This window comes from Providencia sp. 2024EL-00732 (assembly GCF_044006275.1).
GTDB classification, from domain to species: domain Bacteria; phylum Pseudomonadota; class Gammaproteobacteria; order Enterobacterales; family Enterobacteriaceae; genus Providencia; species Providencia huashanensis.
The window spans coordinates 33,962-48,519 of record NZ_JBIPDG010000004.1; the positions used below are offsets into that span (position 1 = coordinate 33,962).

A 14,558-nucleotide genomic window follows, 5' to 3' on the forward strand; every position below is an offset into this window, starting at 1 on the left:
AATATTTTCGTATTTGAAGGGGGTAGTCATCTCCCCATGAAAATTCAACCATGGGTAGAGCCTATTGTGGAATACCTAACGGCTGATGTTGTCAATTCAGCCCACAACCGCGTAGATGGCATTATTTGTGCTGCGCAAGATAGGCTTCAATTGGCTGGGTTATTTCCAGCGAGTATTGCGGTGATCACTGACGAGCAATGGCATGATGTCGACTACTGGGATAGTTTCTTAACGAAACTGTATGTTTTGCAAAGGCTTAATAACTTATGCCAACACCTAACACAGGCTGAAATCATCCAATTTCATAGCCGCCATAAATATTTGATAATGGCATATTCTCCTGTGGGGTATCAATTAACTGGCCGCTTAGTGGCAAGTATTCGTAAGGGAAGCGATCTCCACGGTTTTTTTAACCACTACAAAGCAGGGCTAATGGAAATATTTTCGTCCCTTCCAGCTAGAAATATTCAAGTAAATGCGCTTAGCCATATGCAAGGATATTTTAAACGTAAAGCAACCTCAGATGAGAAAAAACGGTTGTTATGGTTGATCAATGATTATCGAGAAGGGAATTTACCAATAAGCCAGCCGTTAGCAATGATGCGCCAATTATTGGTGCAATACCCTGATAACTATTTGAGTGAACAATATTTTTTTGAACCTTACCCTAATTGCATCCCCATAAGAGAACTTCCTTATCGTTGGTAAAGGTGCTGTTGGTGAATATATTGAAGAACGGTTTCAGGGATAAGTTCGCTACAGGTGTCCCCTGCATTTAGTTTTTCACGTATTTCTGTGGCAGAAATATTGATAAGAGGGGTGTCACCAATAAAAATATAACCATTGGCAGATTGGCTTAGTTGCGAGGGTGTTGTGGCTTGATGTTGTACCAGCCAAGCTTGCATTTTGGGGTCGGTAAATTGCGTAGCATATCCTGGGCGGGCACAAACTAATAAGTGGCAATTATCAAGAATTTTCTCCCATTCGTACCATGTATTAATAGATAACAAGGAATCTTGCCCAATGATAAACGCAAGGGGTTGGGTTGGGCCCATTTCTTGGCGTAGTTGAGAAAGTGTTTCTATCGTATATGAAGGGCTATCTTTTTCTAGCTCACGAGTGTCGATGGCAAATAACGGGTTATTTTTAACCGCTAATTTTACCATTTCCAAACGCTGCAATGGGGTAGCCTCTGGTTGCGGACGGTGTGGCGGGACATGATTGGGTAATAAAATAATTTTTTCTAACCCAACTTGTTGAGCTAGAGCCTGAACAGGGCGTAAATGACCGAAGTGGATCGGGTCAAATGTCCCACCAAATAACGCTTGAAGGTGATTGTGTTTATCTTTAGGCGAAAAATGGTCAGTCATGAATAAAATTCTCTGCAAATGCTTTACCACATAATAACATAGATAGTGATTGTAGGTCAGGCCATGCTGAGTGACTAAAATCTTGTTTAATATGGATTTCAGCTTGTGTTAATAACATTAGTGCAGATTGTAATTGATGCAACGTTAAACGCTGTAGTGCTTCAGAGATCATTCCACGGCGGTTTTGCCAAACTTTGTGTTGGTCAAATAACGTTTTCAATGGTGTTGTGACTGATTGGCGTTTTAACGTAATAAGCAGTATTAATTCACGTTGTATTGAACGTAACAAAATGACGGGTTCAACATCTTCATGTTGAAGTTGTTCTAAAATATGCCATGAACGGCGTGATTTACCTGCAAGTAACGCGTCGACCCAATGGTACGGTGTAAAATGGGCAGAATCATTAACTGCATTTTCAACTCGGGGGTAGGTGAGTTTGCCATCAGGGTACAGTAATGACAGGCGTTCAAGGGCTTGCGCCAAACCTAGTAAATTACCTTCGTAGCAATAACAGAGCAGTTGGTTGGCTTCGGCTTCTAAAGATAAGCGCATACTGTACGCGCGTTTCGATACCCACTGAGGGAGCCGTTGGTATTCAGGCGTCAGGCAACTGACATACACGGCCTCTTTACTGAGGGCTTTAAACCACCCGCTGTTTTCTTGGGCTTTTGTTAGTTTATGTCCACGTAGTACAAGGAGTAGATCTGGGTGAAGTAACTGCGACAACTGGCTTAATTTTTCCGCCATTGCTGCGTTGGGGCCATTTTCAGGTAATAACAGCGTCAGAGTTTGACGACTAGCGAATAAGCTTAGCGCCTGACATTGGCTAAAAATTTCATCCCAGTCAGTGTTCTGCTCAAGAGAATACACAAAATGTTCCTCAAAGCCTTGTTGTTGGGCAGCTTTGCGGATGGCATCTTGACTTTCTTGAAGTAGAAGGGGCTCATTGCCCCAAATCAAATAGCGGCCTCTTAGCGTTTCTTGTAACGAAGAGGCCAGCTGTTCAGGGTAAATACGCGTCATTATGGTTGCGTGTTCGTATCAGCCGCTTGGTTTTTTGCTTTTTCAAGTTCGGCTGAGTGGACAAGCAGTAACTTACGAACTAAGTTACGTGCAGCTTGCTCCTGCATTTCTTGCCTAACAATTTCTTTTTCTGCATCTTTCGCAAGTGCTTCTAAAGGGTTGTCAAAGAAAGTACGCTCAACACGACTTTGTAGCGGGTAAATAGCGCCATCAGGCATCAACACTTGCGCATTCATAACAAGTGTAAGTTGCTTTTCTGCTGCTTTACCATCTTGATAAATCGAAACGGTTTCCGTGTTTTCATTGGAACCGAGGACTTTCAAAATAGGGACACTTGCGTTGCCTGTTTCAAGGATTGTTACGTTATTCAGCCGTAACTGCTCCCTAAGTGCCCTTGTAGGATAGCCATATGGGTCACTTGAACTCAGCTGCAACGTTTTCAGTTCTTCAGGAATTTGGGTGGTTCCTTGAAGGCGAAAACCGCAGCCTGCGGTGACTAGCACCGCCAGGCTCAAAAATAAAGTTATCAGATAACGCACCTGGCCTCCTTATCAGCCATCAACCTAACTATTAACCTACAACAAGGTTTAGCAATTTGCCTGGAACATAGATTACTTTGCGGATGCTAACACCTTCAAGGTATTTCGCTACGCTAGACTCTTTTTGTGCCATATCCAGTACAAACTCTTGGTTTGCATCAGCAGGAACTGTTATGCGACCACGGACTTTACCATTAACTTGAACAACAACCAGCTTGGTGTCATCAATCATCGCTTGCTCATCAGCAACTGGCCAAGAAGCAAAATCAATATCTTCATTATGCCCAAGCGCTTGCCACATTTCGAAGCAAGCATGTGGGATAATCGGTGACAACATTAACGTAATTGCTTCTAGAGATTCTTGAACTAACGCACGGTCCTGTTCGCTCTCTTGTGGGGCACGAACGAGTTTGTTCATGAACTCCATCACAGCAGCAATAGCAGTGTTGAATGCATAGCGGCGGCCAACATCGTCGGTAACTTTAGCAATCGTTTTGTGCAGGTCGCGACGTAAGTCTTTTTGCTCTGGCGTTAACGTGCTGATATCTAAAGGTAAGGTAGCCCCTTTTTGTGAGTGTTCGTGTACTAAACGCCAAACACGGCGAACAAAGCGGTTCGCACCTTCTACGCTAGATTCTTGCCATTCAAGGGTTAATTCAGGTGGTGCGGCGAACATCATAAACAGACGAACGGTATCGGCACCGTATTTTTCGACCATTAATTGTGGGTCAATACCGTTGTTTTTCGACTTAGACATCTTGCTCATACCGGTATAAACCAGTTCATGGCCTTCTGCGTCTACAGCTTTAATAATACGGTTCTTATCGTCACGTTCAACAATCGCTTCTGCTGGAGAAACCCAAACGCGCTGGCCGTCACTCCCAGTGTAGTAGAATGCATCAGCTAATACCATGCCTTGGCACAGCAGACGTTTAGCTGGCTCATCGGAGTTTACTAAGCCTGCATCACGCATTAATTTATGGAAGAAACGGAAATACATTAAGTGCATGATAGCGTGTTCGATACCACCAATGTACTGATCAACCGGTAACCAATAGTTAGCCGCAGTTGGGTCTAACATACCCTCATTGTGTTGTGGGCATGTATACCGAGCGTAATACCAAGATGATTCCATGAAAGTATCGAAGGTATCTGTTTCACGCAGGGCTGGCTGACCATTAATCGTGATTTTAGCCCACTCAGGGTCGGCTTTAATCGGGCTAGTAATACCATTCATTACGACATCTTCAGGTAAAATTACTGGCAGTTGATCTTCAGGAATTGGAACGACTGTGCCATCTTCTAATGTTGCCATTGGGATAGGTGCACCCCAATAACGTTGACGTGAAACTCCCCAGTCACGTAAACGATAATTTACTTTACGTTGACCTGCGCCAAGAGCAACCAGTTTGTCTGATATCGCATTGAAACCAGCTTCGTGATCTAACCCGCTAAATTCACCTGAATTAATCAGAGAACCTTTATCCGTCATAGCTTCTTGCGATAAATCAGGCTCGTTGCCTTCTGCATCAGCAATAACGGCTTTGATAGGTAAGTTGTATTTGTGTGCAAACTCCCAGTCACGTTGGTCGTGAGCAGGAACTGCCATGACAGCACCCGTACCGTATTCCATTAAAACAAAGTTAGCGACCCAAATTGGCAGTTTTTCTTGGGTTAATGGATGCACAACGAATAACCCTGTTGCCATCCCTTTTTTATCCATGGTTGCCATATCCGCTTCTGCGGTTTTGGTATTACGGCACTCATCAATAAATTGAGCTAATTCAGGGTTGTTAGTCGCTGCCTCTTTAGCTAAAGGGTGACCTGCGGCAACAGCCACGTAAGTCGCCCCCATAAAAGTGTCTGGGCGGGTAGTATAAACGGTTAATGTTTCATCACGTTCGGCTACATTAAAGGTGATTTCAGTCCCTTCTGAGCGGCCGATCCAGTTACGTTGCATCGTTTTAACTTGCTCTGGCCAATCTTCGAGTTTATCGAGGTCATTGAGCAGTTCTTCTGCGTAATCTGTGATTTTAATAAACCATTGTGGGATTTCTTTGCGTTCAACTGGGGTATCACAACGCCAGCAGCAACCATCAACAACTTGCTCATTGGCGAGTACAGTTAAATCGTGTGGGCACCAGTTAACCGCTGAGGTTTTTTTATACACTAAACCTTTTTCATATAATTTAGTGAAGAACCATTGTTCCCAACGGTAATACTCAGGGGTACAGGTTGTGACTTCACGGTTCCAGTCGTAACCAAAGCCCAACATTTTTAGCTGGCCTTTCATGTAATCGATATTGGCGTATGTCCAAGGTGCAGGAGCTGTGTTGTTTTTAACCGCAGCACCTTCAGCAGGTAGGCCAAACGCATCCCAACCGATTGGTTGGAGTACATTTTTCCCTAACATGCGTTGGTAACGAGAAATAACGTCACCGATGGTGTAGTTACGTACGTGGCCCATGTGTAGTCGACCAGAAGGGTAAGGTAGCATGGACAGGCAGTAGTATTTTTCTTTGCTGTTGTCTTCTGTCACTTTGAAAGTTTCTTTTTCATCCCAGTGACGCTGTACTTTAGGCTCTATATCTTCTGGACGATATTGTTCTTGCATGGCACCGATAATCCTATGGTGAATATAAATGCTACATCTGTAGCGTGGATGTCTATCTTTATTTAGATCCGCATAGCATAGCGGATCTGTACCGAAAACAACAATAGTTGATTAGCTGAACCTGCGGGGGGAAGCTGAATATTGCTTTTCGGGGAACGGGATCAGCATATTTTATGCCGATAACCAAACAACTTAACTAAAAAAACAGCTAAATGGTAGTGGTTTCTTGAACTATTTTGAATTCAGCAAGTTGTTGTTTATTTCTATAGAAAGAGCATTGTCTTTATTGTCCCGAATGAAAAAGCATGAATTCCTTAAATAAGATGAACTCATTGAACGTAAATTAGAGGTGATACCGATAAAAGGGGAAACAAATGAACGCGATTAAAGCTCAATGCCACTGTGGGGCAATAAAGTTTACAGTGAAATTAACCGATGGGTTAAATACGGCTAGGCGCTGCAATTGTTCTTTCTGTGCGATGAGAGGGGCTGTCGCTGTTTCTGCACCATTATCAGGGATTAAACTTTTGGAAGGAAAAGATAAGTTAACAGAATATCGTTTTAATACTCATCAAGCTGTTCATTTTTTTTGTTCGGTGTGCGGTATTTATACCTTTCATCAACGGCGATCAAACCCAGAGGAATACGGGGTAAATGCTGCCTGTTTAGAAGGTGTCTCACCATTTGATTTTGCATCTGTGAATGTAATGGATGGTGTTAACCACCCAAATGATGGTGGCGGTGGCGTAATGGGGCAGTTAATATTTAAAAAAATGACTAAAGAAGAATGACGAGCTAAAGCGCTTTATACCAAAATAGTGCGGTTTCATGAGCGTTTTTGGTGCAACGGTATAGCGCTTTATTATAACCCTCGACACAACAATTCTTGTGTACATAATTCTTGTGTAAATAACGTGGTGAAATCGCAGTGAGTACAGTCTAATTCGTCGGGGTGAGTAATCTATAAGATGGAAATATTTTGTCGGTTGATTTTCATGGTTGTTAAGAAAAATGCGGTTAGACGATAAATTATGGAAGATTACGTGACAGCGACTCCAAGGGAGCCCTGCCACGTTGTTTAGATATATTATTGAGATGAATTAATGAAGTATTTTCGCAAGGAAATCTTTAGCACGTTCAGATTGTGGGTTAGCGAAAAAGTCTTCTTTTTTACTGTCCTCAACAATTTTCCCTTCATCCATAAAGATCACGCGGTTTGCTACTTTTTTGGCGAAGCCCATTTCATGGGTAACCACCATCATGGTCATCCCTTCATGAGCTAATTCAACCATGACATCAAGTACTTCGTTGATCATTTCAGGGTCAAGAGCAGATGTTGGTTCATCAAATAACATTGCAATAGGGTCCATACAAAGTGCGCGGGCAATGGCGACACGTTGTTGCTGTCCCCCTGATAATTGAGCAGGGAATTTGTTCGCATGGCTTGTTAAGCCAACTCGTTCTAAGAGTTTCAACCCTTTAGCTTCAGCGGCTTTTTTATCTCGGTTTAATACTTTGACTTGTGCCAATGTTAGGTTTTCTATAATTGATAGATGCGGAAATAGCTCGAAGTGCTGGAACACCATTCCCACCTTAGAACGCAACTTTGCAAGGTCAGTTTTTTTGCTATTAACTTGAATATCATTCACAAAAATTTCACCCTGCTGAATAGGTTCTAAGCCATTCACTGTTTTTATTAATGTGGATTTACCAGAGCCAGATGGCCCACATACTACCACGACTTCGCCTTTTTTGACTTCAGTTGTGCAGTCTGTAAGCACCTGAAATTGGCCATACCATTTAGATACATTTTTCAGGGTAATCATGAAACAGTCCTTTTCTTAAGATAATTCACTAACATGGAAGCGCCAAAACTGATTATAAAGTACACCAGACCTGCGAATAGTACCATTTCCACCTGTGTGCCATCCCGTTCGCCAATGTTAGTGGCTGTCCGGAAGAAGTCCGTCAAACTTAGGACGTATACCAATGAGGAGTCCTGAAATAAGACAATACCTTGAGTTAGTAGCAATGGTACCATTGCTTTGAAAGCCTGTGGTAATACAACTAGCCTCATGGTTTGCATATTTGTCATACCAAGTGCTAATGCTGCTGATGCCTGACCTCGGGAAATACTCTGTATACCCGCACGAATAATCTCTGAATAGTAGGCCGCTTCAAAAAGGGAGAAGGCTATCATTGCTGAAATTAAACGAATATCATTTTTTGGTGATAAGCCTAGAACATTTTGTAATAAGCTAGGCACAATCAAATAAAACCACAATAAAACCATGACTAACGGGATAGAACGAAAGGTATTAACATATAAGGCAGCAAACCAACTGATAGGCTTGAAAGGTGATAGCCGCATAACAGCTAAGACTGTTCCCCATAAAATCCCGACGACAATGGCGGTAAGTGTAATTTTAGCGGTGACAATAAAGCCATCAATTAAGAAGGGGATACTCGGTGCAATTGAGCTCCAGTCAAATTCGTAAAGCATCTTATCGCCCTCCAATAGTGCCAGGTAAACGAACTTTTCGTTCGAGTAGCGACATTAAAATCATAATGATGACGTTAATACCAACATAAGCTAATGTTATGGCTGTAAATGATTCCCATGCATGGGCAGAGTAATCCAGTAGTTTCCCCGCTTGTGCAGCCATATCAACTAAGCCTATTGTTGATGCGATTGCTGAGTTTTTGACCAAATTCAACATTTCTGAGGTCATTGGTGGCAATATTACTCGGTAAGCATTCGGCAATAAAACGTAACGATATGTTTGTGGGAGAGTTAGCCCCATCGCCAGAGCTGCGCTTTTCTGCCCGCGAGGGAGCGATTGAATAGCGGCTCGAACTTGTTCGGTCATCCGTGCGGCTGTGAATAACCCAAGGCATAACATTGAAGAAATAAAAAATTGGTAGTTAGGGTCTAACTCCATTTTAAACCAATCCCCAATGGAGCGAGGCAGCAGCTCAGGGATCACCAAATACCATGTAAAGAATTGCACAATCAATGGTACATTACGGAATAACTCAACATAGGCAGTGCCAATAAAGGCTAAGTAACGATTAGGTACGGTACGTAGAATACCAAAAATTGAACCGACTAAGAATGCGATAATCCATGCACAAATAGAAAGTGTAACGGTGACTTCAAGGCCAGATATTAACCACCCTAGATAGGTGGTATTCCCAAACGGGGCTTCCTGAAGGAAAATCCCCCAATTCCAATCAATAGACATAATGTTGACTTCCTGTGGGCAATTAGATCCCCGAATACTGTTATCGATAAGTATGCAAGGCGGGGAACGACCGCCTTGCCACTATCTACTTCACAGTAATACCCTGTTTGTCTTTTTATTAGTTTAATGCTTTGTCATTCGGTGCTTTAAATAAGGCTTTCATTTCATCGGATAACGTAAATTTCAGGTTGAGATTTTTGGGTGGAATTGGCTGGTTGAACCAACGCTCAAAGGACTTCTCTGCGACGCCTGATGTTTGTGCATTGGCGATAGTTTCATCAACGAGAGCTTTAAACTGAGGGTCATCTTTACGTAACATGCAGCCATAGGCCTCTTCAGTTTGCGGTGTACCGACTATCTCCCATATTTCAGGTTTTTTAGCTTTAGCACGCTCACCCGCTAACAGCGCATCATCCATCATAAAGGCAACTGCACGACCGGATTCTAAGGTACGGAATGAATCACCGTGGTCTTTGGCGCTAATAATGCGCATCTTCATATTTTTTTCGTCATTTAACTGATTGAGTAGAATTTCAGAGGTGGTACCAGAGGTAACCACGACGTTTTTCCCAGCTAAATCTGCGAAATCTTTCACACCTGAATCGCCTTTGGTTAACAAGCGTGTGCCGACCACGAAGATAGTGTTAGAGAAGGCAGCTTGTTTTTGTCTCTCTAAGTTATTGGTGGTTGAGCCACACTCGAAATCAAATGTGCCATTTTGCAGTAATGGAATACGATTTTGTGAAGTAATCGGGATCAGTTTGACCTGTAAATCAGGCATATTGAGTTTTTTCTTTACTGCATCGACAATTTCGTTGGAATAATCTTGTGAGTAACCAACGACTTTTTGGCTATTATCATAGTAGGAAAATGGGACAGAGGATTCACGGTGACCAACAACAATTACACCGTTGTCTTTGATTTTTTTCAGAGTACCGTTTAGCTCTTCTGCTTGAACAGCGCAGGTTGCACCTAAAATCATCATTGATAATACAAGCTTACTTATACGCATAATTACAGCTCCTTTAGACCATCGGTGTAAACCCATCGTATTTCAAACGCTATCTTGACGGGCGAGCGTCAGTTGGGCTAATTGCGGTTAAAGCTGCTGTTAGCTAAACTGTTGTTCTTCCGTTAGATACCCCTTGAATGACTTTGGCTTTGTTGTGTTGTGTTTGCGGATATTTTGCTGATTTAGACAATGCCGCGATTATCCGCTATATGTTTTATTATTGTTAAAAAGTAATTAAATTTGTTAATTAATGAAAACAAATTGTTTCAATTTCGGGAGCTGTCTCGCATATTATTTGGCGATTTCTTGAATTGCTGCACTAACATGATAAACAGCGGCTAAAATTTGTTTAAATCCGACAATCATGCACCGTTAGAGTGCAAATCATTTCGTTTTCACTCGATGATTAAAATAAAGCAATTTTTGTGCCTACTTTTAGATGTGTTTAGATTTTCATTGAGCTAAAAAGGAATGTTTTTTTGTAAAGTTAGATGATGATACTTGTACGGAATGTTTTGCTGTGTAAGATGTAACCTCTATTTAACTTATAGATGGTGTAATGGTATTAATCAAAGCATGGTTTTTATCATTGCTACTAGCGTGTAAACCATATAATTGGTGTTATTTCAGGAAGATATACCGAGATACGCATGAACAGGCATTTGAAATTAGGTAAAGGATTAGTGATACTCGCCTGTCTGATGGTGTTGGTTTGTATGAACCAACGTGCTGTCGGAGAGCGTCTGTTCGCCAATTTTTTTGTGCCTAATGTGTTAGTACAGGCGCAAGACCCTACCGGGTATAGCTTTAGCTATGTCGAACAACCTCAAATAGAACAGAGTGATAACAGTAGTACTCAACTTTCCAGTTGTGAACTTAGCGCGAAGTCATTAATGACATTGTTGCCTGCTGTTATTGAACCATTCTTCTTTATGTTTCTTTCTTTAGCTGCATTAACTCTATTTTGCACTAATCTATTTATATCTAGAGCTAACAATGAAGAGAAACATGCCCCCCCTCGTGTCAGACGACATTTACAGTTTTGTAATCTTCGGAATTAGCACACAACAAATAGGGATCTGTTTGTGTAATTTATTCTGGAGGAAACAATGCGTTTTTTGATTAATTCATTTTTAATTTTATTTGCTCTTTTTTCGAGCAGCATTCATGCTGCGGATACGGGGTGGTTGCAACCAGCGAATAACGGGTGGATGAGTGATAACACCCCAAGGCATGCACAAGTGAGGTTACTCAGTTCTACCCAAGAACAGGGTAAAATCGATATTTTGCTTGATGTGAAACTTGATGATGGCTGGAAAACTTATTGGCGCTCACCGGGAGAGGGGGGCGTTGCACCTGAAATTGTGTGGTCATCACCTGTAGAGTCCACCGATTGGCAATGGCCAACGCCTGGGCGTTTTGATGTCGCAGGGGTATCAACTCAAGGCTATATGGGGGATGTTGTTTTCCCTATTACAGTCAAAAGTACTGAAAAACTAGATAAACTGGCTGGGACATTAACATTATCGACTTGTAGTAACGTTTGTATTTTAACGGATTATCCGTTTGAGCTCGATTTAACTGAGCCTGTTCCTGCTGATTTTACTTGGGCGTTTAACCAAGCGAAAGGGGCAGTACCGCCAACAAGTGGTTTAGTTGAGCAAACTAAAGTTGGTTTTGCCCATGACAAGCTCGTTATCGAATTACAAAAAAATTCAGGTAGCTCGTGGGGGAAACCGAATATCTTCACTGATGTTGTTGAAGGTGCAACATTAGGGGTGCCTGAGATTGAAGTCTCAGGGGAGCATTTAACAGCAACTATCGACGTTGGTGATGATTGGGGGGGGGAATCCCCAGATTTAACCGGTAAAACTGTTTCATTTGTTGTGAGTGATGGTGATATTTCTCAGCAAATTAATAGCCAAGTTGGTTCATTTTCAGGAACTATTGGTGGAAGTAGCGCTGGAAGTGCAATTTCCTTATGGCAAGTGGTGGTATTTGCCTTGGTTGGTGGGTTAATCCTTAACTTAATGCCATGTGTTCTTCCTGTGCTTGCGATGAAGCTGGGCTCTGTATTGATGGTGCCTCAAGGTGAACAAAAAACCATTCGTCGCCAATTTTTATTATCTTCCTTAGGAATTTTAGTTTCCTTCTGGTTACTTGCTTTACTCATGACGCTGTTACGTGTTGGGCAACAAGCCGTTGGCTGGGGAATTCAGTTTCAAAACCCATGGTTTATTGGTTTTATGGTGCTAGTTACAGCACTGTTTACTGCTAATTTATTTGGTTTATTTGAAATTAATTTAGGGAGTAAGGCTAACACTCGTCTTGCAACCGCTGGTGGGCATGGAAATAGTGGGCATTTTTGGCAAGGCGTTTTTGCAACCCTGCTAGCGACTCCTTGCTCTGCACCATTTTTGGGCACCGCAGTTGCTTTTGCACTTACCGCCCCGATGGAAGAGTTATGGTTGATTTTCACGGCTCTGGGAGTCGGGATGAGTTTGCCTTGGTTATTAATCGCCGCTTTCCCAGTAATATCAAGGTTATTACCAAAACCTGGCATGTGGATGCTAAAATTACGTGCTGTGCTTGGGGTGATGATGCTCCTCTCCAGCTTGTGGTTAATTAGCTTATTAATTCCTCATTTTGGTGTCACAGTATCAACAGCTATAGCGGTAATTTTCTTAGTACTGCTGGTGGTTTTTATTGCGATAAAAAGAGGGGGACGAGCTGCGTTCTTGCCATTGTTGTTATTTGCTGTTTTCGCTATTGGTTTTGTGTGGATGACGCAAGAGCAACATACCGGAAGCCGTTCTTTAGTAAAGGATAGTGTAGATTGGCAGCCATTAACTGAGCAGGCAATTACAGATGCACTGGCCGATAATAAACGTGTCTTTATTGATGTAACCGCTGAATGGTGTGTGACTTGTAAGGCGAATAAATACAATGTGTTATTGAGAGATGATATTCAGCAGCTTCTTAGTGAGCCTGACGTCGTCGCTTTACGTGGTGATTGGACGAAACCATCACCAGAAATTACTGCCTTCTTACAAAAACGTGGGCAGGTAGCTGTTCCATTTAATCAAATTTATGGCCCTAACTTGGCCGAAGGCGAAGTACTGTCAACTATACTTGACCGTGAGTCGTTAATATCAGTTATGAATCAGGCCAAAGGAGCCACAAAATGAATAAAACAATTTTAGCTGTTCTATTTTCATCACTTATGTTTGGTGCAATGGCACAAGCCGCGCCACTAAATGCAGAACAGGAAGCACAAGTTCGTAAGTTAGTCAGAGATACGTTAGTAGAAAACCCTGAGATTTTAGAAGAGGCGATCGTCGCACTGCAAGCCAAACAGGGTGAGAAGCAACAAGCGCAGATGAAAGAAACGCTAAAAATGGAAAAAGAGGCATTATTTAATGACCCAACTAGCCCAGTTTTAGGTAATAAAAATGCGAAGCTAGTTTTGGTCAACTTTACTGATTTTAACTGCCCGTTCTGTAAACGTTTTGACCCACAACTAGAGGATATCGTGAAAAAATATCCAAATGATGTTGCTGTGGTTATCAAATATCTGCCATTTAAAGGCCAGACTTCAATGGATTCGGCTCAATTAACGATGACATTATGGCAAGAGAATCCAAAGGCGTTTGAAGCGTTACATCATAAATTTATGCAAAAGCAAGGCATGCTGTCTGATGCGAATATCAAAGAAGCCCTGAAAGCGACGGGTAATGATAAACTGAAAGCGAGCGAAAAAAGCCGTGAAGGTATTCGTACTAACATGATGTTAGCTGAAAAACTGGGAGTGAATGGGACACCAGCGACACTAGTCGGTGAAGAAATGATCCCAGGGGCTATTGATGCGCAGCAGTTTGAAGCGATAGTGAAAGAGCAGTTGGCTAAGCTCAAATAATATCCTTGTTATACTTCGCGCTGTGGCGTTGTTGGCTTGGCATACTAACCCTAGTCACATACTGATGTATGCTCCTAGGGCTTAGTTTCACTTGCCGCCTAGCCACAACACGAATTATTTAGGGGATAAAGCTAAGCTTAAGATTGACTTAGAAAAGTATTAGCGAATCAGCAAAGAAAGCATTTTAACTTAATGACAAAGCATTAATTTCGATTAAATGCTTTGCTTTGCTACACTTTAAATTTGTACTATTTGATAACAAATAGGTTAATAACCGTATGAATAGACTGAAAAAGTGGTCTAAAGAAATTATCGTTTTAGCCATTATATTGTTTGTTGCCTTTACGGTAATGGACTTGTGGCGTAAACCACAAACTTTAGCCCCTGCATTGTTGGAACAACATACTTTAGTTAATGGTGAAACGGTTTCATTAGCTGAGTTAAGTAAAGAAAAACCGATATTGGTTTATTTTTGGGCTACATGGTGTGGTGTGTGCAATCTAACTTCGCCAACAGTTTCAGATTTAAATCAATCAGGTATGCCGATTATTTCTGTTGCCATACGTTCCGGTGAAACGGCTCGCTTAGTCTCAGGGATGGAAAAAAAGGATTTAAACTTCCCTGTTATCAATGACAGTAGTGGGCAGCTCTCGAATGCGGTAGGAGTCAGTGCAACACCGACGTTTATGGTAATTGATAACGGCGAGTTAGTTAGTTTTACTTCAGGCTGGACTAGCTCTTATGGTTTAAAAATGCGTATGTGGTTAGCCTCATTTTAATATTTTTATGATCCCCTCGCTCGTTAAAAGGGGATTTTTCTGTCTATAAGTTTAATTTA

14 protein-coding genes are annotated in these 14,558 nt (G+C 41.9%); 6 read left to right on the plus strand and 8 right to left on the minus strand.

Annotation, left to right across the window (positions count from 1 at the left end; translation table 11 throughout):
* Positions 1–36 precede the first annotated feature (36 nt).
* Positions 37–708: a DUF1722 domain-containing protein gene (locus tag ACHB7C_RS08475; protein ID WP_225832864.1), complete on the plus strand. Its 672-nt coding sequence runs from the start codon at positions 37–39 to the stop codon at positions 706–708.
* Here the strand turns inward: ACHB7C_RS08475 and nadD are convergent.
* From nadD to leuS, 4 genes are read right to left on the minus strand one after another with little or no spacing between them, the layout of a single operon-like run.
* Positions 696–1,370: a nicotinate-nucleotide adenylyltransferase gene (gene nadD / locus ACHB7C_RS08480; protein ID WP_131680482.1), complete on the minus strand. Its 675-nt coding sequence runs from the start codon at positions 1,368–1,370 to the stop codon at positions 696–698. The two genes, ACHB7C_RS08475 and nadD, sit on opposite strands and share 13 nt — an antisense overlap.
* Positions 1,363–2,394, minus strand: coding sequence for a DNA polymerase III subunit delta (gene holA, locus ACHB7C_RS08485; RefSeq protein WP_042848365.1), 1,032 nt, complete (start codon positions 2,392–2,394; stop codon positions 1,363–1,365). The genes nadD and holA overlap by 8 nt, the downstream gene beginning before the upstream one ends.
* The gene (gene lptE / locus ACHB7C_RS08490) at positions 2,394–2,933 is read right to left on the minus strand and encodes an LPS assembly lipoprotein LptE (RefSeq protein ID WP_042848364.1); all 540 of its coding nucleotides are present in this window, start codon (positions 2,931–2,933) and stop codon (positions 2,394–2,396) included. The genes holA and lptE overlap by 1 nt, the downstream gene beginning before the upstream one ends.
* Before the next feature lie 31 nt (positions 2,934–2,964).
* Positions 2,965–5,547 (minus strand): leucine--tRNA ligase, encoded by a 2,583-nt coding sequence (gene leuS, locus ACHB7C_RS08495; protein ID WP_048606348.1) that lies wholly within the window; start codon positions 5,545–5,547, stop codon positions 2,965–2,967.
* 374 nt (positions 5,548–5,921) lie between these two features.
* Between leuS and ACHB7C_RS08500 the strand changes: the two genes are divergently transcribed.
* Positions 5,922–6,338 (plus strand): GFA family protein, encoded by a 417-nt coding sequence (locus tag ACHB7C_RS08500; RefSeq protein WP_042848361.1) that lies wholly within the window; start codon positions 5,922–5,924, stop codon positions 6,336–6,338.
* A 309-nt stretch (positions 6,339–6,647) separates the two neighbouring features.
* Here ACHB7C_RS08500 and ACHB7C_RS08505 read toward each other — a convergent pair whose 3' ends face one another.
* From ACHB7C_RS08505 to ACHB7C_RS08520, 4 genes are all read right to left on the minus strand, one after another.
* Positions 6,648–7,373 carry an amino acid ABC transporter ATP-binding protein gene (locus tag ACHB7C_RS08505; RefSeq protein WP_042848359.1) on the minus strand — a complete coding sequence of 242 codons (726 nt, stop codon included), beginning with the start codon at positions 7,371–7,373 and terminating at the stop codon, positions 6,648–6,650.
* Positions 7,370–8,050 carry a glutamate/aspartate ABC transporter permease GltK gene (gene gltK, locus ACHB7C_RS08510; RefSeq protein ID WP_042848358.1) on the minus strand — a complete coding sequence of 227 codons (681 nt, stop codon included), beginning with the start codon at positions 8,048–8,050 and terminating at the stop codon, positions 7,370–7,372. The genes ACHB7C_RS08505 and gltK overlap by 4 nt, the downstream gene beginning before the upstream one ends.
* Position 8,051: 1 nt before the next feature.
* A complete protein-coding gene (locus tag ACHB7C_RS08515; RefSeq protein ID WP_042848357.1) occupies positions 8,052–8,792 on the minus strand; it encodes an amino acid ABC transporter permease in 741 nt (246 codons plus the stop codon).
* Positions 8,793–8,910: 118 nt separating this feature from the next.
* Positions 8,911–9,804, minus strand: coding sequence for an amino acid ABC transporter substrate-binding protein (locus tag ACHB7C_RS08520; RefSeq protein WP_042848356.1), 894 nt, complete (start codon positions 9,802–9,804; stop codon positions 8,911–8,913).
* A 650-nt stretch (positions 9,805–10,454) separates the two neighbouring features.
* Here ACHB7C_RS08520 and ACHB7C_RS08525 point away from each other — a divergent pair.
* The 4 genes from ACHB7C_RS08525 to ACHB7C_RS08540 all read left to right on the plus strand — a co-directional run bounded on the left by ACHB7C_RS08525 (position 10,455) and on the right by ACHB7C_RS08540 (position 14,499).
* Positions 10,455–10,865: a hypothetical protein gene (locus ACHB7C_RS08525; protein ID WP_042848354.1), complete on the plus strand. Its 411-nt coding sequence runs from the start codon at positions 10,455–10,457 to the stop codon at positions 10,863–10,865.
* Between the two features lie 48 nt (positions 10,866–10,913).
* Positions 10,914–12,992 (plus strand): protein-disulfide reductase DsbD, encoded by a 2,079-nt coding sequence (locus tag ACHB7C_RS08530; RefSeq protein ID WP_210831384.1) that lies wholly within the window; start codon positions 10,914–10,916, stop codon positions 12,990–12,992.
* Entirely contained in the window at positions 12,989–13,720 is a 732-nt protein-coding gene (locus ACHB7C_RS08535; protein WP_042848351.1) for a DsbA family protein, read from the plus strand. Before ACHB7C_RS08530 ends, ACHB7C_RS08535 begins: the two co-directional genes overlap by 4 nt.
* Positions 13,721–13,998: 278 nt before the next feature.
* On the plus strand, positions 13,999–14,499 hold the full coding sequence (locus tag ACHB7C_RS08540; protein WP_042848350.1) for a protein disulfide oxidoreductase: 501 nt from the start codon (positions 13,999–14,001) through the stop codon (positions 14,497–14,499).
* Positions 14,500–14,558 lie beyond the last annotated feature (59 nt).

Excerpts from the sequence above, each read along its gene's own strand:
- nadD (WP_131680482.1), bottom strand. The coding sequence starts at position 1,370 with ATGACTGACCATTTTTCGCCTAAAGATAAACACAATCACCTTCAAGCG.
- ACHB7C_RS08530 (WP_210831384.1), top strand. The coding sequence starts at position 10,914 with ATGCGTTTTTTGATTAATTCATTTTTAATTTTATTTGCTCTTTTTTCG.
- ACHB7C_RS08525 (WP_042848354.1), top strand. The coding sequence starts at position 10,455 with ATGAACAGGCATTTGAAATTAGGTAAAGGATTAGTGATACTCGCCTGT.
- leuS (WP_048606348.1), bottom strand. The coding sequence starts at position 5,547 with ATGCAAGAACAATATCGTCCAGAAGATATAGAGCCTAAAGTACAGCGT.
- gltK (WP_042848358.1), bottom strand. The coding sequence starts at position 8,050 with ATGCTTTACGAATTTGACTGGAGCTCAATTGCACCGAGTATCCCCTTC.
- ACHB7C_RS08515 (WP_042848357.1), bottom strand. The coding sequence starts at position 8,792 with ATGTCTATTGATTGGAATTGGGGGATTTTCCTTCAGGAAGCCCCGTTT.
- ACHB7C_RS08500 (WP_042848361.1), top strand. The coding sequence starts at position 5,922 with ATGAACGCGATTAAAGCTCAATGCCACTGTGGGGCAATAAAGTTTACA.
- ACHB7C_RS08535 (WP_042848351.1), top strand. The coding sequence starts at position 12,989 with ATGAATAAAACAATTTTAGCTGTTCTATTTTCATCACTTATGTTTGGT.
- ACHB7C_RS08505 (WP_042848359.1), bottom strand. The coding sequence starts at position 7,373 with ATGATTACCCTGAAAAATGTATCTAAATGGTATGGCCAATTTCAGGTG.
- holA (WP_042848365.1), bottom strand. The coding sequence starts at position 2,394 with ATGACGCGTATTTACCCTGAACAGCTGGCCTCTTCGTTACAAGAAACG.
- ACHB7C_RS08475 (WP_225832864.1), top strand. The coding sequence starts at position 37 with ATGAAAATTCAACCATGGGTAGAGCCTATTGTGGAATACCTAACGGCT.
- ACHB7C_RS08540 (WP_042848350.1), top strand. The coding sequence starts at position 13,999 with ATGAATAGACTGAAAAAGTGGTCTAAAGAAATTATCGTTTTAGCCATT.
- ACHB7C_RS08520 (WP_042848356.1), bottom strand. The coding sequence starts at position 9,804 with ATGCGTATAAGTAAGCTTGTATTATCAATGATGATTTTAGGTGCAACC.